Source organism: Actinoplanes solisilvae (genome assembly GCF_003999975.1).
Lineage (GTDB): Bacteria > Actinomycetota > Actinomycetes > Mycobacteriales > Micromonosporaceae > Actinoplanes > Actinoplanes solisilvae.
Map to the genome: position 1 here is coordinate 33,017 of NZ_RJAC01000025.1, position 19,897 is coordinate 52,913.

Here is a 19,897-nt window from a genome sequence, read left to right on the forward strand (position 1 = left end):
GTTCGGGATCGCCCAATCCGGCCTGGGCGAGTTCGTCTACCGGATGGCGCCACCCGAGAAGCTCTGAACACCGGCCGCACCGACGTTGACTATCGAGACCGCGTGCAACACCGGCACGAGGTTGCTGATGAGGGGGCGGGAACACGCAGGCGCGAGGCGGCGGCGGTGACGTCCGCCTGCGCCTGCCGGCGGTCCACTCGGACCGATTCCGATCCGGCGACGACGACCTCACCTGCCACCCACACATCCGTGACCGTCCGGGATCCTGCGGCCCAGACGAGATTGGCGACGAGTTCTTCGTCCGGCACGTCGAGCCCGGTGGCGAACGCGGGATCGTCGACGCCGATGTGCACCAGATCGGCCCACCGGCCCGCCTCGAGCGCACCGATGTCGTCGCGGCCCAGGGCCGCGGCACCCCCACGGGTGGCCAGTAACAGTGCGTCGGCCGCTGTCACAGCGGTCGGGTCCTGGCTGGTCACCCGGGCGAGAAGAGCGGCGGTCCGCGCTTCGCCGAGCAGGTCGAGGCGATCGTTGCTCGCCGGGCCGTCGGTGCCGAGCCCAACGGGTACGCCCGCCGCTCGTAAGGCCGACAGCCGCATGACGCCGGAGCCCAGCTTCGCGTTGGACGACGGGCAATGCGCGACCGCCACGCCGGCGCCGGTGAGCAAGCCGATGTCGGCGTCCGACAGGTGAACGGCGTGGGCGACCAGCAACCGGGACTCCAACAGGCCGACGGACTCGAGAAGTGCGGGGACGGATCCGAACAGCGCACGCTGCGCCTGGTCCTCCAGCTCGGTCTCCGCGAGGTGGATGTGGACGAGTGCGCCGCGCGTACGGGCGTGCTCGCCGACCGTACGAAGGGCCTCGGGTGGCAGAACGTAGGCCGAGTGGGGGCCGTACGCGAATTCGATGCGCTCGTCCGGTCCCAGCCGCAGCCCCGTGGCGTCGATACGGCTGCTGATGCGATCGACCACTGCGCGCCAGGGTTCCTGACCCGGAAGGTCCAGGACGGCCTCGGCCAGCACCGCGCGGCCGCCGGCCTGCAGAACTGCCTCCGCCTGCTGGTCGACGTGGAAGTACATCTCCGAGGTGGTGGTCACGCCGTTGCGGAGCATCTCGATCGAACTCAGCAGCGAGCCGGCTCGGATGTCCGCCGCCGTCATCAACGCTTCCGCGGGCCACATCGCCTCTTGCAGCCAGGAGATCAGGGGAAGGTCACCGCCTCGGCCGCGTAAGACGGACATCGAGCTGTGGGCATGCGCGTTGACCAGACCGGGCAGAAGGATGCCGGACATGGTCCGCACGCCGCCGGTCCACGCCGGGGCGTCGTCCGCAGTCGAGACGTTCTTGATTCGCCCGTCGGCACCGATGTCGACCACCGCGTCGCGCAACACCGTGCACGTGTTGTCGCACGGAATCACGATCGGCGCGCGGAGCCGCAACGGAGCACGTTTCGCTTCCATCGGTTCATTGCAGACTGTGTGCCCGGAACAAGGTCAAATTCCAGGTTGCCCGCCGGGCCGCTGAAGGCAGCCGCGGCGGGATCGGCCTGGTCCGGTGTCAGCGGCGGCGCAGCGTCGCGTCGAGCAGGGCCGGTGGAGTGTCGTTCTTCTCGTGGGCGGCGAGGTCGACGCCGGGAGCGACGATGGTGTCGATGGCGTCGAGCACGTCGGCCGGCAGCACCGTGTCGGCCGCGGCGAGCTGCGAGTGCAGGTGGTCCATGGTGCGCGGGCCGATGAGCGCGGTCGTCACGGCGGGGTGGGCGGTGACGAAGCCCAGAGCGAGCTGGATCATCGTCAGACCGGCCTGATCGGCCACCTTCGCCAGCTTTTCGACGGCGTCGAGCTTGGCGCGGTTGGCGGGGATCGTGGTGTCGAAGCGCTGCTTCATGAACGCCGAACGGTTCGTGGCGACCTCCTGGCCCTCGCGGATCGCGCCGGAGAGCCAGCCCGAGGCCAGCGGGCTCCAGACGAGCACCCCCATGCCGTACTCCTCGGTCACGGGCAGCACGTGGCCTTCCACGCCGCGTTGCAGGATCGAGTAGCTGGGCTGCTCGGTCACGTAGCGGCTCAAGCCGTGCTCGCGGGCGGCCCACTGGGCCTGCACGACCCGGTAGGCAGGGAAGGTCGAGGAGCCGAAGTAGCGGATCTTGCCGGCCCGCTGCAGGTCGGTCAGGGCCGACAGGGTCTCGTCGTCGCTGGTGGCCGGATCCCACCGGTGAATCTGGAAAAGATCCACGTGGTCGACGCCCAGCCGGCGCAGGCTGTCGTCCAGCGCGGTGAAGAGCCAGCGGCGGGACCCGCCGCGGCGGTTGCGGTCCTCGCCCATGGGCAGGCCTGCCTTGGTGGCGAGCACGATGTCGTCACGGCGTCCGGCGATGGCCTTGCCGACCATCTCCTCGGACTGACCACCGCTGTAGACGTCGGCCGTGTCGATGAGGTTGACTCCGGCGTCCAGAGCGGCCCCGACGATGGCGGTCGCCTCGTCCTGCGTGGTGTTGCCGATCTTGCCGAAGTTCATGGCGCCCAGCGCGAGTGCGCTGACCTGCACGCCGGTACGACCTAGGGTGCGGTACTGCATTTTCGTCTCCCGTGACGATCGGTGCCGTTAAGCGGAACGCTGTTCCGTTAAGAGAATACGGAACGACGTTCCGTATGCCCACCTTGGTGACGGAGCCGACACCCCCGGCCGAGGAGCGGCGGGCGCTCTCCGCCGCGAGACGGCAGGCCCGGCCCCTGGCTTGACCGTGTGGCAACGACAGGGTTTCCACTGGGTCGGCAAGTCTTGAGTAGGGGAGTCAGATGCGAAAAACCTTATCGGTCGTGCTCGTTTCCGCGGTCGCGGCGGTATCGCTGGTGTCCGTCCTGGGGGCCTCTCAAGCGACGGCGGAAAGCGGGTTGAAGTGGGGTCCGTGCCCCGCCGACAGCGCGCTGCCCGGACTGGAATGCACGACGGTCCCGGTCCCGGTGGACTATCGGAAGCCGCAGGGGCAGCACCTCGAGGTGGCGGTCTCCCGTCTGCCGAGCAAGGACCCGTCGAAGCGCCGGGGCGTGCTCGTGACCAACCCGGGCGGTCCCGGTGCCGGGGGACTGATCTATCCGGGCCTGCTCGCGAGCAACCTGTCGCCGCAGCCGCTGCCGAAAAGCGTCCAGGATCAGTACGACGTGATCGGTTTCGACCCCCGCGGTGTGGGCCACAGCTCACCGGTGACCTGTGACCTGACGCCGGAGCAGATCGCGCGGCGCAACCTCTGGACCCCGGCCGACGCGGCCGGCGTACGGAAGGACGCCGCGAGCGCGAAAACGATCGCCCGGCAGTGCGCGACCTCGGAGACGGCCGCGCTGCTGCCCCACATCACCACCGCCAACACCGCCCGGGACATGGACCGCATCCGGGAAGCGCTGGGCGAGCCGAAGATCTCTTACCTCGGGGTGTCCTACGGCACCTACCTCGGTGCGGTCTACACGACGATGTTCCCCCAGCGCAGTGACCGGTTCGTGCTCGACAGCAACCTCGGCCCCGGTGGTTTCGACGTCACCGCCCACCGAAGGGTCGCCCGCGGCCTGGAGGACCGGTTCCCGGACTTCGCGAAGTTCGTCGCCGCCAACCCGCAGTACGGGCTGGGCACGACGCCGAAGCAGGTGCGCGCGAAGTTCTTCGACCTCGCCGCGCGGCTCGACAAGACGCCGGTGCGGGGCGTGGACGGCTCGTTGTTCCGGGGGAACACGTTCGACCAGCTCTACACCGACGTGAGCATGCCGAACCTGGCCGCGATCTGGAATGCGTTCGACACGAACCAGCCGATGCCGCCCGACCCGCCGCCGGCGAACATCGACAACGCCGTCTCCAGCCGCTTTCATGTGCTCTGCGGCGACTCGAAGTGGCCGAGCTCGGTCCGCGAGTACCAGCGGGCCGTCGCGGTCAACCGGGTCAAGTATCCGCTGATCGGCGCCGGTGCGGCCAACATCACTCCCTGCGCGTTCTGGCCGTCCCCGGTCGAGCGGCCGGTGCGCATCGGTGACCGAGGGCCGTCGAACGTGCTCATGGTGCAGAACCTGCGCGACCCCGGTACCCCGCTGGTCGGCGCCCGCGAGCTCAGGCACGCCTTCGGCAACCGGGCGCGGATGGTGACGGCGGACCAGGGTGGCCACGGCGCCTACCTGCTCTTCGCCAAGAACAAGTGCGCCAACGACACGGTGACCGCCTTCCTCGCCACCGGCGAGCGTCCGCGGCACGACGTCACTTGCGCGGCCGAACCGAGCTAGAGGTCGAACCATGGCGAGTTCATCAGTCGTACGGGTCCGGGCATCGGACAGCGTGACCGCCGATGCCCGGGACGGTCGCCGGGCGCGTAAGCGCGCACCCCGTCGATCCGCGCCGCTCTGGGACCCCGGCGTCCGTGACATGAGGGCCCTCGACTGGCTGCGCGCGCAGGAACCCGTACGCGATCCGGAGCTCCTGCCGTTGCGGTACGCCCGGATGGCGTCCTCGCCGTGGACCTACCTGCGGGGTGCGGCGGCCGTGATGGCCGCCGACCTCGCGGTGGCGCCGCACTCGGGACTGACGGTGCAGATGTGCGGCGACGCGCACATCCTCAACTTCGGGCTCTGGGCCTCGCCCGAGCGGCAGCTGCTCTTCGACGCCCGCGATTTCGACGAGACCCTGCCGGGGCCCTTCGAGTGGGACCTCAAGCGCCTCGCGACCAGCGTCTATGTGCTCGCCGAGGCGGAACAGCTCGGGGGCCGGTGTGCCGGGAGGGCTGCTGCCGCAGCGGTGGACACGTACCGCGAAGCGATGCGGCGGTACGCCGGCCTGGGCGAGCTGGACATCTGGTACGACCGGATCACGGCTGAGGTTCCGTTGCGGGGGCTGACCTCGGTGTTCGCCAAGGCCGCCGCCCGCGACATCGAGAAGCACACGCATCGTGGGGTGGCTCGGCAGCTCATCTCCGAAGAGGGCGGCCGGCGCCACATCTCGTTGGACCCGATGAAACGCATCGACGACGGACTGAGCCGCGAGCAGCGGGTCCAAGCCTCTGAGCAGGTCTACGACACCTACCTGGCCTCGATCTCGCCTCATCTGCGCCGGCTCGTACACCGATTCGAGCGGGTCGACGCCGTGCGGCAGATCGTGGGCGTGGGCAGCGTCGGCATGCGCGTCTGGTTGCACCTGCTGGAGGGAGACAGCGGCCGCCAGCCGGTCTTCGCCCAGGCCAAGCAGGCGACAGCGTCGGTCTACGAGGAGTTCCTGGGCCCCAGCGAGTTCACGAACCACGGCGAACGCGTCATCGTCGGCCAACGCCTCATGCAGTCGGCCAGCGACATCTTCCTCGGCCACATGCGCGTCGACGGATACGACTACTACGTACGCCAGTATCGCGACATGAAGATCATTCCCAGCGGCCACCGGATCGCCGGCAATCTGCCGCAGTTCGCCGTGGCCTGCGGCCACGCGTTGGCGAAATCGCATGCCCGCAGCGGCGATCCCGCGGCGATTGCCGGTTACATCGGTAAAGGGAACGCCTTCCGGGACGGTATCCAGCGCTATGCCCGCGATTACGCTCGGCAGACCCGCGCGGATCACGCCGATCTTCGCACCGCGATCGCGAACAACGAAGTCAGGGCGGCCGAACGAGGCTGGTAGGAACGGATCGTCGGGTCAAGAACCGACGGTGGCGTCGGCGACGCCGAGGCAGTCGGCGCCACGGAAGATCGCCAACTCGTAGGACAGGGAGTTCGCACCGTCGTCACGGACCCGCGAGCCGAGCTCGTAGTCACCGGGGTAGGTCACCTCGCCCAGGTAGTGAACGGCGTACGCGTCCGGCGCGAGGTCGGGGATCGTCCGGTGCCCGTCCGGATCGGTGACGTCGAGAGCTGACGCCGCGATCGCCTCGTCGTACCAGGTGAGCTGGGCGAGATAGTTCACGTGGTGATTGCCGTCGACGTCGCCGATCCGGGCGCGCAAGGGTGCGAAACGTTCGTAGTGCTCCCGGCTGCGCCGTTCGGGCCCGACCCGATCGGTCGCGGAGCCTTGCGGGGTGTCGCTCGACCGCAGCTCGTCCAGATCGGCGATCAGCTCCTCGGGAAGGTCCAGTGGCCCGCCGGCGCCGCGCAGCACCACGGTTGCCTCGCCGGTTGTCACGGAGGCGCCGTCGATGGCCGCCGACTGCTCGTAGGTGAACGAGGAGCGGCCGATCCGGCGAATCCCGGTCCGCACCCGGACCACCGTGCCGGTGCGCCCGGCGTGAGCGAGGCGTTCGACGCGCTGGCCGACGAACAGGATCTGGAATCGGGGGAGGTCGCCCCGGCCCACGAGCCGCTCGAAACGGTGCAGAGAGAGCCGCAGACGTGCGTCTTCGAGCCATCGGGCCATGCCGACGACGCTCGCCGAACCGTTGCGGCCGAGGTCGGCTTGCCGCACTCGGACATCAATCTCGATCGGTTCCATGAAAATCAGTAGAATCTGTGTTCCTGGGACACACGCAACCGGGCGGCCGGGGCCGGTTGATCAGTTCGATGACACCGAGGATCAAGCGGTTGAGACTGCGCGCTCGGCACCCGGGAATCTCTGCTGCATGAGTGGTTTCGTGCCGGTGACGACCCAGATCGTGAGCACCGCGAGCAGCGTTCCGTCGGTGACGGCTCGGTCGACCTCCGCCAGCCAAGGCTCCGCTGTCTCGCCCAGGTTCAGGAGAGGGCCTTGCAGTACGGCCCGGTCGACGACGGACAACAGGGCGGCGGCCTCGGCAAAATCGGTCACCGCGACGGTGACCGGCTCGGCGCCGACGTCGGCGAGACCGGCCGAGACCAGCCGGCGGCGCAACGTGCGCCCGGTGGACGTCGCGGCCGGCAACGCCGGGGCGAGCTTCCGGTACGCCTCACTCAACTGCGGCGTCCCGTCGAACAGCATGGATTCCCAGTCGGTGTCGATCAGGCACACCCGGCCGCCGGGACGCAGCACCCGCACCATCTCGGCGATGGCGGCATTGGGATCGACGACGTGTTGCAGCACGCGCTCGCACCGGACCCCGTCGAAATGATCGTCCGGGTACGGCAGGGCGAGCGCGTCTCCCTGGTCGTACCGCATCGCCGCGGCGTCCGCTCGCTCGCGGGCGAAGTCCACGGCGGCGCGCGAGTTGTCGACGCCGATCGCCTCCCCGGCCGGGCCGACCAGGGCAGCCAGGTCCTGCACCACCTCACCCGCGCCCGAGCCCACGTCCAGCAAACGGTGCGGATCCCGGAGGCCCCAAGCCTCCAGCGCCCTCTGGCGGACCAGTCGGATCGTCGGCAATCGGGCGGCCACCTCGATGTGCCGCAGCAGGAAGCGCCGGTTGTCGGCGGTCTGTTCGCCCAGATCGGTGAAGGGGGTCTGTACGTTGTTCATTGTCTACCTCGAGGTGGATGTCGTCCGAGCCGCAGGCTGAGCTTGTGGCGTGAGGTCGAGGGGTTTCTGCCAGATCAGGGCGGCCACCACGCCGGTGAGGATGACGGCGGTCAGTGCGAACGGGATCGGGATGAGAGGGTCGATGAGGACGAGGACCGCTCCGGCCGGGACGATGACGTTGATGTGGCGCCCGGCGCTGCGACGCATCACGAGCAGCCAGATCCCGAGGACGAAGACGGCGATCGGAACGGTGTAGGCGAAGGACGCGACCACCGGGTCGAGCTCGCTGTGGCCGGTGATGACATCGACCTCGGCTTCGATTCCGGCGGAGAGCGCGCCGGCCGCGGCGAAGATGAAGTAGTGACCGTAGCCGTAACCGAGCGAGAGACCCAGGCCGTCGATGGCGGTGTGGTGCGGCGCCCAGAAGTACACCCACCACAACGCGGCCGTGACGACGAGCGTGAGCACGGCCACCCTGATCAGTGGCCCCAGTGTGTCGCCCTCATGCAGCGCCTCGATGATCGCGTTGGCCGAGGCCAGCAGGCTCTCACCCAGCAGGATGAGGCTGAACAGGCCGAACCGTTCGCTCAGGTGATGCGGATGCCACGGGGTTCTGGCCCGTCGTTCCGCGGCGACCGGCACCGCGAGCTCGGCCCCGATCAGGACGATCACGGCGGGCCAGAAGGCGGCGGCGGGCAAAAGCAGAGAGGCCAGCCAGAGGAGCTGAACGACGGCGATCCCGATGGCGTAGGTGGTGGTGGACCGGCGGGTGTCCCCGGACGAGCGGGACGCGCGCATCCACTGCGCGACAAGCGCGACGCGCATCACGACGTAGGCCAGGATCAGCACGACATAGTCCTGGTCCTCGAACGCCGCCTGGATGCCGGAGGCGAGCACGAGCACGCCGCCCATCTGAACGATGGTCAGCAGCCGGTAGAGCCAGTCGTCGGTGTCGAACGAGGTCGCGAACCAGGTGAAGTTCATCCAGGCCCACCAGATCCCGAAGAACACGACGGCGTAGTTGAGGATGCCGTCCAGCACATGCGCTTCGGTGAGCTGGTGGTGCAACTGGACGGAAGCGATGCTGACCGCGACGACGAAGACCAGGTCGAAGAAGAGCTCCAGCGACGACGCGGTCCGGCCGGCCTCGTCCGGGTCGCGTGGCCACATCGGCACGAGCCGGTAGCGAGACGTGGGTGCATTCATGTGGGCTCACCTGGATCGAGTCGTGGGGTCCTCAGTAGAGACCGTGTGGTCAGAACAGGGTCAAACGGGCTGCGGCGGCCCACGCCTCATCGATGACGGCTTCCCGCAGGCGCAGGAAGTCTCCGCTTCGCCCGGCGAGAGAATCAGCCAGCACCGAGGCCTGATTGACGGCTGACGCCATACCGATGCCGTGGACCGGGTTGTAGGTGGCCACGGCATCACCGATATCGACGAGGCCGGCCGGGAAACGGTCGAGGTCCGCGATCCGGCGACGACGGCTGTCGATGTAGAAGTACTCTTCGGCTTCGCCCAGCGGCTCGCCCGCGGTGGCCCTCCGGAACACCTCCGGCAGCCCGGCACAGACCGCCCGCAGGTCCTTGACCGTCGCCTCCGCGCGGTCACGGCCATAGGCCACCCCGACAACCTGCCAGCGGTCGCCCTCGATCGCATAGACGGCGACGGCGACAAGCCCTTGGCCGTCGGCGCCCGGCGTGAACTGGTCGAGGGCGCACGACACCTTCGGGCGGAGGTCGTCCGGAGACCTTCGGAACAGCGCGGTCGTGTAGCCGATGCCCACCGGAACCCGTTGCACCGCCGGTGCCGGAAAGCCACCCCGCTCGAGCCAGCGCACCAGGCTGCTGCCCCGGCCCATGGCGTCGACGGTCAGATCGGTGTCGAGCACGCGCTCCGTGGCCGACCCGCCAGTCTGGTAGACCACTCCGGTCACCGACCTGTCGCGGTAACGAAGGCCGGCCGCCGCGCCGTGGCGGAGTTCGACGTGGGGGATGGCGGCGACGCGGCTGCGAATCCGCTCCTCGAGGAAGGGCCGGCTCGCCGTGAGCAGTGTGGCATCCCAGTCCGCCATCGGCTCGCTGTTGCTGAACAGGCTGTGGTGTCCGGGCGGGGCCAGGACAGCGCCACGCGCGACGGCGTCGTCGGTGAATCCGGGGAACCAGTCCTCGAGCTTCCGCAGCGCGGCGGGCTGAAGGAAGTGACCGTGCCTGCCCTGGGGAACGGAGGTGTGCCCGACCGGCCCCGGCGTGAGCACATCCCGCTCGAGAAGCACCACCCGTCGCGCGTGGTCAGCCAGCGCTCGCGCCGCCAGCAGCCCGGCAAAGCTCGCACCGATGACACACGCGGTCTCGATCGTCATGCGCGGCTCAAAGCGCCCTGATCGGCCTGAGCGCCCTGATCGGCCTGAGCCCTCTGAGCGGTCAGCGGTCCGGTGCGAGTGATGAACCAGACGATCACCACGGTGGCGAGGACGACGGCGCTCGGGATGAGCGCGGTGGCGGCCGCGGCTCCGGCATCGCGGTCGGCCACGACGCTGTTCAAGTCGGACCGCATGGCGGCGGAGAAGACGAAGCCCAGCGTGTTCCACAGCGCGTGCAGGACGATCGCGATCTCGAGACCGCCGGTGCGCCAGGTGATGAGCCCCGTGCCGATGGCCAGCACCACGTACCACAGATTCAGCCAGGCGTCGCTCGCCGCGTGGCTCGCCGCGAAGATCACCGCCATCACGATCAGGCCGAGGACGAGACCCGATCGGCTGCCCCGGGTCCAGCCTCCGACGACCCGCAACATGAGCCCGCGGAACCCGTACTCCTCGCCCGCGGCCTGCAGCGGGGTGAGCAGCAGGGCGCCGGCCAGCAGCCACAGCACATCGGTGTCCGACCACACGCTGCGCGGGGCGGGCGCCAAGTAGTCGTTCACGACCAGGGCCGCGACACAGAGCGGAAGGATGAGCAGCAACGCGCGGCCGAACACGTCGAAGCGGAAGCGCGATAACACCGAGTGGAGCGACGCCCCCGGTACGCCGTAGAGCCAGCGCTGAATGACCATGCTCCACGGGAGGAGCAGCGCCAAGGAGACCATCGCGACCGCGTGCGTCAGCGGGGTGTAGGAGTCGTCACTGCCACGGTCGTCCAGAGCGTCAGCGCCGACCGACAAGACGGCGCTGAAAACCAGCAGGCCGCCGAGCAGGAGCACGATCGCGAGAATGCCGCGACCGACGCGGCGACGATCCCCCGCGAGGACGCGATGGTATTCGCCGTTGCCCATGTGTTGTCCCTTTCAAATTGTGGGGACCATGAAAAACCGTGTGCCGGCGACACAGTCAAGATCCGTGAACCGTGACGGGACGGGATCCACCGCCCGGCCCGTCACCACAGGCGGTTCAGCTGGCCCGGCAGGTGGTGTCCCGGGCCGGCATCTTGCCCTCGACCAGCCAGTCCGCGGTGATGTGGAGGGCGCAGGCGTTGGTGTGGACGAGGAAGACGCCGTGGCCGCTGTCCTCGGCGGTCACCAGCTTGGCGCGCGAGGCGAACTTGTCGCGCAGCAGCTTTCCGCCCGCCCACGGGGTGACCGGGTCGTGGCGGTTCTGCAGGATCAGGATGTTGGCCGGGCCCTTGGCGTCGATTTTCACCGGAGGCTCGTACGGCTCGTGCTTCCAATAGGCGCAGGGCGTGATGTTGGCGGTCGCGGCGCCGAACAGCGGGTACCGCTTGCGGTCCTCGGCGACGGCCCGGCGGTAGGTCGCCACGTCCTCGGGCCAGTCGCTGTCGTTGCAGGTGGACGCGAGGAACGCCGTGAAGGCGTTGTCGCTGGGGTTCGGCACCGCCGCCTGCGTGGTGGCCGCCGGGGCTTCGGCAGGGTTGAGGTAGGTCTGCACGGTGCGCGCTGTCCGCCCGTACGACAACTCGCTGTAGAGCCCGGCGAAGGTGAGGTACCGCAGGACGGCGCCGTCGACACCGTCCGGCGCGGGGGTCTTGTCGAGCCGCTCGACGATGCGCAGGAAGGTCTGGCGGACCTGCTGCGGCGTACGACCCAGGCCGTACGAGTCGTGCCGGGTCGCCACCCAACGGGCGAAGTCGGGGAACGTCTGCTCGAAGCCGAGCCCGAACCGGCGCATGCCCGCCGGGTCGAGGTGGGTGTCGCCGACGTTGCTGTCGAAGACGATCCGGTCCGTGGTCTTCGGGAACAGGGAGACGTACGTCGAGCCGAGGGCCGTGCCGTAGGACGCTCCGTAGTAGCTGGCCTTCTTCTCACCGAGCGCGGCCCGGACGCGATCCAGGTCGCGAGCCGTGTTCGCCGTGGTGATGTGCCGCAGCCGGCCGTCCTTGTCGGCGGCGGCGCACTTGTCGGCCACCTGCTTCGCGATGGCGGCCTGCCGGGTCACCGCGGCGTCGTCGGGCGCGTACGGCGGAACGTTGGCCCAGTACGGGTCCTCGAGCGTGAAGCCGCAGCTCACCCTCGTCGAACCCCCGACTCCCCGGGTGTCCATGCCGATCAGGTCGTACGCGTCCGAGACGGTGGTCGGCAGGCCCCGGCTGACCAGGAAGGCGCCCTGGTCGATCCCGCGGCCGCCCGGCCCGCCCGGGTTGAGCAGCAGGATGCCGCGCCGCTTGGCCGGGTTGGTGCTGGGAATCTTCGAGATCATGATCTCGATCTGCTCGCCGTCCGGGTCGCGGTAGTCCAGGGGCACGGGGATCTTCGCGCACTGCACCGCCACCGCCGCCGGCATCACGACTTCGGCCGGACACGCCTCCCACGTCAGCGCGGGTGCGGCTGGCCGGGCCACAGCAGCCGGCCCGGCCACCACGAATGCGCCGAGCAAGGCGATCACCCCGATCAGCACGGCGCCACGTTTTCGGTACATGTGCAACCTCCTGCGTCGTCCGTCGGCATTCGGTGTCATGCGACACCATGTCGAGGGAACACAGTCAAGGTCTTGACCCTGTTCGGAGAACATGGTTTCTGCTGGGCCCGAGCCGCGACCTGTCCTGCCGGCCCATGAAAGGAACTGAAGTGAAACCCACCATCGTTCTGGTGCACGGTGCGTTCGCCGAATCCGCCAGCTGGGGCGGCGTCATCCAGCGCCTGCTCGACGACCGCTACCCGGTCATCGCCGCGCCCAATCCGTTGCGCAGCCTGTCCGGCGACGCGGCCGTCGTCTCCAGCATCCTGAGCACGATCGACGGGCCGGTCGTGCTCGTCGGCCACTCGTACGGTGGGGCGGTCATCTCGAACGCCGCCGTCGGGCACGACCACGTCAAGGCGCTCGTTTTCGTGGCCGCCTTCGCGCCCGAAGCCGGCGAGAGCATCGGCGCGTTGTCCGGCAAGTTCCCCGGCAGCACCCTGGGCGAGACTCTGCAGGAAGTCCCCCTGGCCGACGGAACCGTTGATCTGTACATCCGGCAGGAGAAGTTCCACCGGCAGTTCAGCGCCGACGTCCCGGCCGAGCGGGCCGTCATCGACGCGGCCGCTCAACGCCCGCTGAACACCGCCGCGCTCAACGAGGGGTCCGGCGACCCGGCGTGGACGAGTGTGCCGTCCTGGTTCGTCTACCCGGAGCTGGACTACAACATCCCACTCGAGGCACACCGCTTCATGGCCAAGCGGGCGGGTGCTCGTGCCGCCGTGGAACTCGCGGGCGCGTCGCACGCCATTCCCGCGTCGGAGCCGGTCGCGGTCGCGGAGATCATCCTCGATGCCGCGCGATCGATCGGCTGATCCGATGGAGAAAACGATCACCGACTCGTGGCCCCGGCTGCGCGTGGCCGACTGGACCGAGACCCGCGACACCCTGCACATGTGGACCCAGATCGTCGGCAAGATCCGGATGGCGTACACGCCGTCGGCCAACCACTGGTGGCACGTCACGCTCTATCCCACGGCCCGCGGCCTGACCACCTCGGCCGTGCCGTACGACAAGGGCGTCTTCGACATCGAGTTCGACTTCGTCGACGAGCGGCTGCGCGTGCGCACCAGCGACGGCGGCTCGCGGGAGGTGGTTCTCGAACCGAAGCCGGTCGCGACGTTCTACCGCGAGACGCTCGAGGCCTTGGCCGCGCTCGGCCTGGAGCCCAGCATCCACCCGGTGCCCAACGAGGTCGAGCTCGCGATCCCCTTCGCCGAGAACGAACGGAACTGCTCGTACGACGGGGAAGCCGCGCGGCTGTTCTGGCAACAGCTGCTGCAGGCCGAACGGGTGATGAGCCGCTTCCGCTCCGAGTTCGTGGGCAAGGCCAGCCCGGTGCACTTCTTCTGGGGTGCGATGGATCTGGCCTACACCCGCTTCTCCGGCCGGCTCGCCCCGCAACACCCGGGTGGCGTGCCCAACTGCCCGCCGTCGGTCATGCACGAGGGCTACTCGCACGAGCTGGCCAGCTTCGGTTTCTGGCCGGGCGGAGGCGGCGAGGGGGCCTTCTATGCGTACGCCTATCCGGAACCGCCGGGCTACCGGGAGCGCACGGAGGCGTACTACGACAAGACCCTGCAGGAGTGTGTGCTCCCGTACGAGAAGGTGGCCGAGTCGGACGATCCCGACGCGACCCTCCTCGAGTTCCTCCGCGTGACCTACGGCGCCGCCGCCGACCTGGCCGGCTGGGACCGCACGGCCGTGGACGCGTGACGGGTCGCGTCCCCTGGACGGGGGTTCGGGGGACGCGACTCTGCCGTCAGCTCCCGGGCTGGGAAGGTGCGCTGCCGTTGTCGACGAAGGTGTAGACGGTGCGCAGGGGCGCGTCGCTCAGCTTCTCGGCGATCAGCCCTCGCTCGGGCGAGATCTGCAGGTAGGCGCCCTGGTTGCTGATGCCGTAGCCGTCGGTCGCGGCTTCGGGGGCCTTACGGATCCGGAAGAGCTGGCCTTGGCGGCGGGTGTCGCAGGCGGCGGCCACGACGGTCAGCGGATTCGAGCCGTTCTCGCGGATGCCCAGGCAGGACGGTTCGCCGCCGTAGCCGGCCTTGGCGGTGCGGATGTGGTGGAGGCCGTCACGGACCGGCACGAACACGAACAGGGTGAAGTCCGACGGCCCGTCGGTGAGGTTGAGCCGGCGTGCCGGGCGCCTTCGCCGAGTTGGAACGCACCCGGCTGGAGCAGCTGCGAACGGCCGCAGCCGAGGATCTCGCCGGTGACGAGATCGAGCTGGGCCGGCCCGCCGAGACGGTGGACGGCCTGGTCGCGCTGATCGCCGGGCACCCGCTGCGCGAACGCCCCCGTGAGCTGCTGATGCTGGCGCTCTACCGGTGCGGCCGGCCGGCCGACGCGCTCGAGGCCTACCGGGCCGCCCGGTCGACCCTGCGCGACCAGCTCGGGATGGACCCGGGCCCGGCCCTGCAGAGGATGCATGCCCGGGTTCTCGCCCGGGACCCGGATCTGCTGGCGACCCGGCCTCCGGCCGCGCGCGTCACCCCCGCGCAACTGCCAGCCGACCTGCCCGACTTCGTGGGCCGGGTGGACGAGCTGCGCTCGATCACCGAGGCGCTGCGGCCCAGCGGCTCCTCCGTCCCGATGGTCGGTATCGACGGCATCGGAGGCGTCGGGAAGACCGCGCTCGCTGTCCACGCCGCGCACCGGATCGCCGAGCGGTTCCTGGACGGGCAGATCGTGGTCGACGGCGACGCCGTGGGAACCGCGTTCAACGCGCTCGCCGGCCTGATTCGCGCGCTGACCGGGGCGGCCGTGCCGGATTCCCTGGCGGAGCGTACGGCGGTGTGGCGCTCGTTGACGGCCGGCCGGCGCATCCTGCTCGTCCTGGACGGCGTCCGGGACGGCTCCCTGGTCCGGCCCTTGATGCCGGGCGCGGGCGGGGCGGCGGTGCTGCTGACCTCGCGGAGGAAGCTGGTGGAGGCGGCCGGGGCGCGCTGGCTGACCCTGGGCCCGCTCAGCCCCGGCGAGACCGAGCGGCTGCTGGGAACGATCATCGGCGAGAGCCGGCTCCGGGGCGAACCCGAGGCGGCCCGGCGACTAGCGCAGGGCACGGCCGGGCTCGGGCAGGCCGTACGCGCGGTCGGTCTGCGGCTCGTCTCCCGCCCGCAGTGGAGCCTGGCCAAGGCGAGTACGCGCATTCTCTTCGAGATGCCGGTAGCCCGTCTGCGTGCTGCGGAGGGCGAGGAGATCGACTCGCCCTACGCGGAGGCCATGAGCGTGCTCGCGCCCGATGCGGCGCGGACGCTCCGGCTGCTGGCGCTGTCGCGCGACTGGGAGATCACCGTGCCGGTCGTGGCCGCGTTGCTCATGGTGCCCGAGACCCATGCCGAGGACCTGCTGGAGGCGCTGGCCGACGTCCACCTGATCGAGGCGGACGGCGACGGCTGGTACCACTACCTGAATCCGGTGTGGAACTTCGCCCATCGCCGGGCGTTGCTCGACGACGGCCCGGACGCCGTCCGAGCTGTGCTCGCGCGGTGGCACGCGTACCGCGTCAGTATCCCGTCGCCGGGGCGATGACGAGCACGCGCGCCCCGCGGCCTTCAGCTGCTACGGCACGCGTTGTCGCAGAACGGTCGCTTCGCCGATCGGCCGCAGGCGCACAGCGTCATCCGGTGTTCCGGGTGAGGTTGCGAGCCGGGGCCGGTCAGCGTCAGGTTGCCGTGCAGCAGGATCTGCCCGCGCTCGTTCACGGTCACGACGGTGGGGTCGGGCGGTGTCTCGTCGACGCCCCCGTCGTTCCGGGTGTATTGCAGCGCGCCGCTGGGGCAGCGCTCCACCACGGCGGCCAGAGCGGCGGCGCCGGCGTTGTCCGGGGTGATCCAGGGCCGGGCGGAGACGTCGAACACCTCCGGGAGGCCGCGCACGCACTCGGCGAAGTGCAGGCACCGGCCTCCCTCGAACGTGATCGTGATGTCGGATCCCGGGTACGACTTCAGATTTGCCTCACTCATCGTGCTCGCCCAGCACGGCGCGGGAGCTCTGGCCGCGACGGGTCAGATCCTGGTACTCCGGGTGGATCTTGATGAACCTCGCGATGAACGGGCACGCCGGCACTACCCGCAGGCCCCTTTGTCGTACGTCGTCGAGGGCCTGACGCGCGAGCCGGCTGCCCAACCGTTGTCCTTCGTAGGCGATCGCCACCTCGGTGTGGATGAAGACGATCCGCTCCTTCTCGAGGTAGTAGACGGCGAAGCCCGCGAGCTCGCCGTCCACGGCGATCTCGTAGCGGTGCTGTGCGGGATTGTCGCGCACGTCGACGTTGTCGCTCATGGTGTCCTTCCGGTGGGGCGGCCGACAGCGGGACCAGATCCGTCGTCCGCCGTTGGGCGATCCCGACGAGGCACACTCGGCCCCTCGGTGCGTTGTCAGCCAACACCGTGTGGCTGGAACACCGTCAAGTACCACTGGTCGGTACGCATTCAGAGACGGCGCTCTTCGAGTTTCATGGCGATCAAGAGCGCGAGGGCCGCGGTCGCGAACGTTGTTGAGTTGCGGACGATCCGCGGAGTCTGCTCGGATGCGGCGACGAACCGGAGCGGGGTGCGGCGCCGTGACGCCGGCTTGACCCTGTGGTTAGAACGTACTTTTCAATCGACGATGAACCGGTTTCCGAAACTCGGACTTAATCGGATGGAGGGCGGCACATGGGGACCACTTCGCGTGAGGGCTCAAGCATGCCGTCCCCCGGCGCCGGCTCCGGGCGGCGCGACGATCGGCCGGGCCCGCGCGCTCGCCGGGCGCCGGAGGCTCCCGTGCGTCGGCGGGCGGGCTGACCACCGGCATGGGCGTCGACGGATCCGGCCTGGTGGGACGGGCGAATGAGTTGGCCGAGCTCGCCGTCTTCCTGGACGAGACCGCTAAGGACGGCGCCGCCCTGATCCTCACCGGTGAGCCCGGCGTCGGTAAGACGGCCCTTCTGAACGCGACGACGGACCGGGCGGCGGCGACCGGCATCCGGGTGATCCGGGGTGGCGGTTTCGAGTACGAATCGGACACCCGCTTCGCGGGCCTGCACCAGCTCGTCTATCCGCTCGGCGCCGAGCTGGCTCTACTGCGGGAGCCCGCGCGGGACGTCCTCGAAGTCGCGCTCGGTTTCGGAACCGGGCCCGCGCCGGCCGACATAGCGGTCCTGAACGCCGCCCTCCTGCTTTTCGCCGAGGCCGCCCACGAGCAACCCCTGCTCCTGGTGGTCGACGACCTGCACGTGCTCGACCGGGCCAGCTGGTGCGTGATGAGCTTCGTGGCCCGGCGAACCGGCGGCCACCGCATCGGAGTGCTTGCTGCCCTCCGCACCGGGATCCCCGAGCTGACCGGTCACCTCCGTCTGCCGGAGCTGCCGGTGGCGCCGCTGGCCGACGTGGACGCGATCAGGCTGCTGTCTCACCGGTTCACCAGCCTGCCTCGGCGGGTGATCACGAAGGTGGCGGATCAGGCGCAGGGAAACCCGCTGGCCCTGCTGGAATTCGGTGCCCTCGCCTCGGCGTCCGGCACAACCTCGAGCGGGCTGGTCGCGCCCGGCACGGGGCCGGCCCGAGAGGTGCAGGCGCTCTACGCCGCCCGTGTCACGCGACTGCCGATCGCCACCCGCGAGTTGTTGCTGCTCGCGGCGCTGGACGGCTCGGGGGAGGTCGGCGTCCTGGAGGAGGCCGGGGGAGCCGAGTGGCTCGACGCGCTCGTCCCCGCGGAACGGGACCACCTCGTCCACGCCACAGCGGACGGGCACACCGTGCACTTCCGGCACCCGCTGGTGAGGTCGGCCGTGGTCGAGGAGGCGACCCTCGAACGGCGGCGGGCCGCCCACCGGCGGCTGGCCGAGGTGCTGGCCGGCCAACCCGAACGTCGCGCCGATCACCTGTCGATGGCCACCACGACCCCCGACGAGACCGTCGCTCAGATCGTGGAGACAGGGGCCCGGGAAAGGCTGCGCCGCGGCGACATCCTCGGCGCCGTGGCCAGACTGCGGCGTGCCGCCGCGCTGAGCGCCGACCGCTCGAACGGCCGCCGCCGCCTCGCCTACGCCGCATACATCGGCGCCTCGGTCGCCGGGCACCTTGAGCTCTCCCATCAACTGATGCAGGAGCTGGACGACCCGGGAGCGGGCCGATCCCTGACGGCGTCCGCCGCAGCCGGATATCTGTCTCTGATGACCGACGGTGACGCCGAGACCGCTCACAAGTTGCTGGTCGAGGCGATCGATGCCCGCACTGCCGGAACGGGCGCCGAACAGGAGGACCTCTCGACCGCCATCTTCACTTTGCTGCTCGTCTGTCACTACTCCGGGCGGCCGGAACGCTGGGCAGCCCTGTGGCAGCTGGTCGCGACGCTACCGAACACGTCCGCCAGCTCGCCCATCTCCCTGGTGCGCATCCTGCAGGACGTGGGTTCCGTCCCGGACGAGCTGCTGCACGACCTCGACGAACAGCTCGCGCGACTCGGCGAGGTGACCGAGGCCGACGTCGTCATCCGGACGGCGCTGGCCGCCTCGTACCTCGATCGTCTGTCCGGCTGCCGGCAGTGGCTGACCCGGGCCATCGACGACGCGCGAGACACCGGCACGGTCGGTGGAGCCCTGCCCACCCTGGTCATGAGCGCCCTGGACGACCTCTACGCCGGTCGGTGGGACGCGGCCCAGGCCGCGGCGACCGAGGTCATCAGCGCCGGCCGGGACACCGGATATCACCTGATCACCCGGGTCGGTCACTACATCGCGGCGCTGGTCGCGGCGCACCGCGGCGACTCGGACGCCTGTGCCACCCACTGCTGGATGCTCTTCGAGTGGGCCGAGAGCCGCGGACTCGGCCGCCTCGGAGACTGGGCGCATCTGGCGCTGGCCCGGGACGCACTCGGCTCCTCGGAGTTCGAGTCGGCGTACGAGCACGCCTCGGCGATCACTCCGCCCGGCGAGTTGCCACCCTACAATCTGGAGGCGCTGTGGACCGCGTTCGACCTGGTCGAAGCGGCGCTCTATTCCGGTCGTCCACAGGAGGCGCTGAAACACGCGGCGGCGATGCGAGACGCCCGGGTCGACCGCATCTCGCCGCGCCTCGCCCTCCTCACGACCGCGATGACCGCGATGACGTCCTCCCCGCCGGAGGCGACACGACTGTTCGATGTGGCACTCACCCTGCCCGGCATCGAGCAGTGGCCGTTCGAGGTCGCCCGGACGCGCCTGGCCTACGGCGAGCACCTTCGCCGTCAGTCGCTCCGAGCCGAGGCGCGCGCCCAGCTGTCGGCCGCGCGCGAGCACTTCGAGCGGCTCGGCGCGGCGCCCTGGGCGGCCCGGGCCACCGCCGAGCTCCGGGCGACCGGGATGACTCGTGCCGGTGGCGTGCGAGCCGGCGACGCCCTCACCCCGCAAGAACTCGAGGTCGCCGAGCTGGCCGCGGCCGGCATGCCCACGAAGCAGATCGCCGCGCGTCTGGTGATCTCGCCGCGCACCGTGTCGACCCATCTCTATCGGGTCTTTCCCAAGCTGGGCATCAGCTCACGGGCTGCCCTGCGCGACGCCCTCACCGACCGGCGGCGAGTGACGCCGGCCCACGAAGTCTGTCCGCCGGGGTTGACTGTGTTCCGGCAACACGGTTTTGAATGACC

The 19,897-nt window shown here is 69.9% G+C and carries 17 protein-coding genes; 6 read left to right on the forward strand and 11 right to left on the reverse strand.

Annotated elements, in window-relative coordinates; genetic code table 11:
• Positions 1-89: 89 nt before the first annotated feature.
• Positions 90-1,463: an amidohydrolase family protein gene (locus EER30_RS38460; RefSeq protein WP_127506341.1), complete on the reverse strand. Its 1,374-nt coding sequence runs from the start codon at positions 1,461-1,463 to the stop codon at positions 90-92.
• A gap of 97 nt (positions 1,464-1,560) precedes the next feature.
• A complete protein-coding gene (locus EER30_RS38465) occupies positions 1,561-2,580 on the reverse strand; it encodes an aldo/keto reductase (protein ID WP_127506343.1) in 1,020 nt (339 codons plus the stop codon).
• A 221-nt stretch (positions 2,581-2,801) separates the two neighbouring features.
• Between EER30_RS38465 and EER30_RS38470 the strand changes: the two genes are divergently transcribed.
• Both EER30_RS38470 and EER30_RS38475 read left to right on the forward strand, forming a co-directional pair.
• A complete protein-coding gene (locus EER30_RS38470) occupies positions 2,802-4,265 on the forward strand; it encodes an alpha/beta hydrolase (protein ID WP_127506345.1) in 1,464 nt (487 codons plus the stop codon).
• Between the two features lie 10 nt (positions 4,266-4,275).
• A complete protein-coding gene (locus tag EER30_RS38475; protein ID WP_205650598.1) occupies positions 4,276-5,643 on the forward strand; it encodes a DUF2252 domain-containing protein in 1,368 nt (455 codons plus the stop codon).
• Positions 5,644-5,658: 15 nt separating this feature from the next.
• On the opposite strand, the gene EER30_RS38480 is transcribed toward EER30_RS38475, so the two are convergent.
• The 6 genes from EER30_RS38480 to EER30_RS38505 form a co-directional block, all read right to left on the reverse strand.
• Positions 5,659-6,447: an acyl-CoA thioesterase family protein gene (locus EER30_RS38480; RefSeq protein ID WP_127506347.1), complete on the reverse strand. Its 789-nt coding sequence runs from the start codon at positions 6,445-6,447 to the stop codon at positions 5,659-5,661.
• Between the two features lie 81 nt (positions 6,448-6,528).
• Positions 6,529-7,383 (reverse strand): methyltransferase domain-containing protein, encoded by an 855-nt coding sequence (locus EER30_RS38485; protein WP_127506349.1) that lies wholly within the window; start codon positions 7,381-7,383, stop codon positions 6,529-6,531.
• 3 nt (positions 7,384-7,386) lie between these two features.
• Positions 7,387-8,589 carry a low temperature requirement protein A gene (locus EER30_RS38490; RefSeq protein ID WP_127506351.1) on the reverse strand — a complete coding sequence of 401 codons (1,203 nt, stop codon included), beginning with the start codon at positions 8,587-8,589 and terminating at the stop codon, positions 7,387-7,389.
• Positions 8,590-8,638: 49 nt separating this feature from the next.
• Entirely contained in the window at positions 8,639-9,742 is a 1,104-nt protein-coding gene (locus EER30_RS38495; RefSeq protein ID WP_127506353.1) for an FAD-dependent monooxygenase family protein, read from the reverse strand.
• Complete coding sequence (locus tag EER30_RS38500) at positions 9,739-10,650, reverse strand: CPBP family intramembrane glutamic endopeptidase (RefSeq protein WP_127506355.1); 912 nt, start codon at positions 10,648-10,650, stop codon at positions 9,739-9,741. Before EER30_RS38500 ends, EER30_RS38495 begins: the two co-directional genes overlap by 4 nt.
• Positions 10,651-10,765: 115 nt before the next feature.
• Entirely contained in the window at positions 10,766-12,247 is a 1,482-nt protein-coding gene (locus EER30_RS38505) for an alpha/beta hydrolase (protein ID WP_127506357.1), read from the reverse strand.
• Positions 12,248-12,396: 149 nt separating this feature from the next.
• Here EER30_RS38505 and EER30_RS38510 point away from each other — a divergent pair, with 149 nt between their 5' ends.
• Complete coding sequence (locus EER30_RS38510; RefSeq protein ID WP_240670566.1) at positions 12,397-13,101, forward strand: alpha/beta fold hydrolase; 705 nt, start codon at positions 12,397-12,399, stop codon at positions 13,099-13,101.
• 4 nt (positions 13,102-13,105) lie between these two features.
• Positions 13,106-14,002, forward strand: a complete 897-nt coding sequence (locus tag EER30_RS38515) for a DUF5996 family protein (protein ID WP_127506360.1) — start codon at positions 13,106-13,108, stop codon at positions 14,000-14,002.
• A 46-nt stretch (positions 14,003-14,048) separates the two neighbouring features.
• Here EER30_RS38515 and EER30_RS38520 read toward each other — a convergent pair whose 3' ends face one another.
• Positions 14,049-14,381: a hypothetical protein gene (locus EER30_RS38520; protein WP_127506362.1), complete on the reverse strand. Its 333-nt coding sequence runs from the start codon at positions 14,379-14,381 to the stop codon at positions 14,049-14,051.
• 44 nt (positions 14,382-14,425) lie between these two features.
• Between EER30_RS38520 and EER30_RS38525 the strand changes: the two genes are divergently transcribed.
• Positions 14,426-15,820, forward strand: coding sequence for an AfsR/SARP family transcriptional regulator (locus EER30_RS38525; RefSeq protein WP_127506364.1), 1,395 nt, complete (start codon positions 14,426-14,428; stop codon positions 15,818-15,820).
• 23 nt (positions 15,821-15,843) lie between these two features.
• Here the strand turns inward: EER30_RS38525 and EER30_RS38530 are convergent, their stop codons facing one another.
• Together EER30_RS38530 and EER30_RS38535 are read right to left on the reverse strand one after the other, a co-directional pair.
• Entirely contained in the window at positions 15,844-16,254 is a 411-nt protein-coding gene (locus EER30_RS38530) for a (4Fe-4S)-binding protein (RefSeq protein WP_127506366.1), read from the reverse strand.
• Entirely contained in the window at positions 16,247-16,708 is a 462-nt protein-coding gene (locus tag EER30_RS38535; protein WP_349290911.1) for a GNAT family N-acetyltransferase, read from the reverse strand. The genes EER30_RS38530 and EER30_RS38535 overlap by 8 nt, the downstream gene beginning before the upstream one ends.
• 400 nt (positions 16,709-17,108) lie before the next feature.
• Between EER30_RS38535 and EER30_RS38540 the strand changes: the two genes are divergently transcribed.
• Positions 17,109-19,895 (forward strand): AAA family ATPase, encoded by a 2,787-nt coding sequence (locus tag EER30_RS38540; protein WP_205650599.1) that lies wholly within the window; start codon positions 17,109-17,111, stop codon positions 19,893-19,895.
• Positions 19,896-19,897: the final 2 nt, after the last annotated feature.

Bases quoted from the DNA above. Each gene is read 5' to 3' on its own strand.
- EER30_RS38475 (WP_205650598.1), top strand. From the start codon at position 4,276: ATGGCGAGTTCATCAGTCGTACGGGTCCGGGCATCGGACAGCGTGACC.
- EER30_RS38460 (WP_127506341.1), bottom strand. From the start codon at position 1,463: ATGGAAGCGAAACGTGCTCCGTTGCGGCTCCGCGCGCCGATCGTGATT.
- EER30_RS38490 (WP_127506351.1), bottom strand. From the start codon at position 8,589: ATGAATGCACCCACGTCTCGCTACCGGCTCGTGCCGATGTGGCCACGC.
- EER30_RS38465 (WP_127506343.1), bottom strand. From the start codon at position 2,580: ATGCAGTACCGCACCCTAGGTCGTACCGGCGTGCAGGTCAGCGCACTC.
- EER30_RS38505 (WP_127506357.1), bottom strand. From the start codon at position 12,247: ATGTACCGAAAACGTGGCGCCGTGCTGATCGGGGTGATCGCCTTGCTC.
- EER30_RS38470 (WP_127506345.1), top strand. From the start codon at position 2,802: ATGCGAAAAACCTTATCGGTCGTGCTCGTTTCCGCGGTCGCGGCGGTA.
- EER30_RS38500 (WP_127506355.1), bottom strand. From the start codon at position 10,650: ATGGGCAACGGCGAATACCATCGCGTCCTCGCGGGGGATCGTCGCCGC.
- EER30_RS38485 (WP_127506349.1), bottom strand. From the start codon at position 7,383: ATGAACAACGTACAGACCCCCTTCACCGATCTGGGCGAACAGACCGCC.
- EER30_RS38530 (WP_127506366.1), bottom strand. From the start codon at position 16,254: ATGAGTGAGGCAAATCTGAAGTCGTACCCGGGATCCGACATCACGATC.
- EER30_RS38515 (WP_127506360.1), top strand. From the start codon at position 13,106: ATGGAGAAAACGATCACCGACTCGTGGCCCCGGCTGCGCGTGGCCGAC.
- EER30_RS38480 (WP_127506347.1), bottom strand. From the start codon at position 6,447: ATGGAACCGATCGAGATTGATGTCCGAGTGCGGCAAGCCGACCTCGGC.
- EER30_RS38495 (WP_127506353.1), bottom strand. From the start codon at position 9,742: ATGACGATCGAGACCGCGTGTGTCATCGGTGCGAGCTTTGCCGGGCTG.